This is a genomic window from Haloferax profundi (assembly GCF_001469865.1).
GTDB lineage: Archaea > Halobacteriota > Halobacteria > Halobacteriales > Haloferacaceae > Haloferax > Haloferax profundi.
The window spans coordinates 1-648 of record NZ_LOPV01000424.1 but is presented as its reverse complement, the minus strand read 5'-3'; the positions used below and the strand labels follow the sequence as shown (position 1 = coordinate 648).

Below are 648 nucleotides of genomic sequence, written 5' to 3'. Positions count from 1 at the left end.
CTCGCACGGCTCCAAGCCATCGACCCTGACCTCTACGAGCGAGCACGGGTCGAAGGAGCAACGACGTGGCAAGCGTTTCGAGACATCACGTTCCCACACCTGCGTGGAGCTATCTTGATCATCCTGCTCGTTCGGGGCATCTGGATGTTCAACAAGTTCGATATTATCTACCTCTCGACTCGGGGAGGACCACTTCAGCAGACGACCACACTCCCGATCCGAGTCTACCAAATCGCGTTCAGCGAAGTCAACTTCGGTATGGCGACGGCACTGGCTGGAATCATGTTCTTCCTCTTAGCCCTCGTCGCGGTGGTCTACTTCCGCGCATTCGCCCCAGAACAGGAGGTTGCATAACATGGCAACATCGAAATCACGAACGAACGGACTCGTCTCGCACGACACCCAGAAGCGACTCCAGCGGATTGCCGTCTACCTAACGGCACTCCTCATCTCGGTGTTCACCATCATTCCAGTGTACGTGATGGTGGTCATCGCGATTCAGTCGCCCGCAACCACCTTCGCTGGTGGACGAGTGAACCTTCTCCCGACTGAACCGTCGCTCCGAAACTTCGTCGTCCTCCTTGGCTCGACCGACACTGTCCGATACTTCGTCAACAGTCTCATCGTGACTCTCGGGTCCACGATCCT

Annotated in this window: 1 protein-coding gene and 1 pseudogene; both read left to right on the top strand. The window is 56.6% G+C overall.

Annotated elements, in window-relative coordinates:
• A partial coding sequence (locus tag AUR66_RS14325) for a carbohydrate ABC transporter permease (RefSeq protein ID WP_157533141.1) occupies positions 1 to 354 on the top strand: 354 nt, incomplete at its 5' end.
• 1 nt (position 355) lies between these two features.
• Positions 356 to 648 (top strand): annotated as a pseudogene (locus AUR66_RS14320) (carbohydrate ABC transporter permease); the annotation flags it as partial.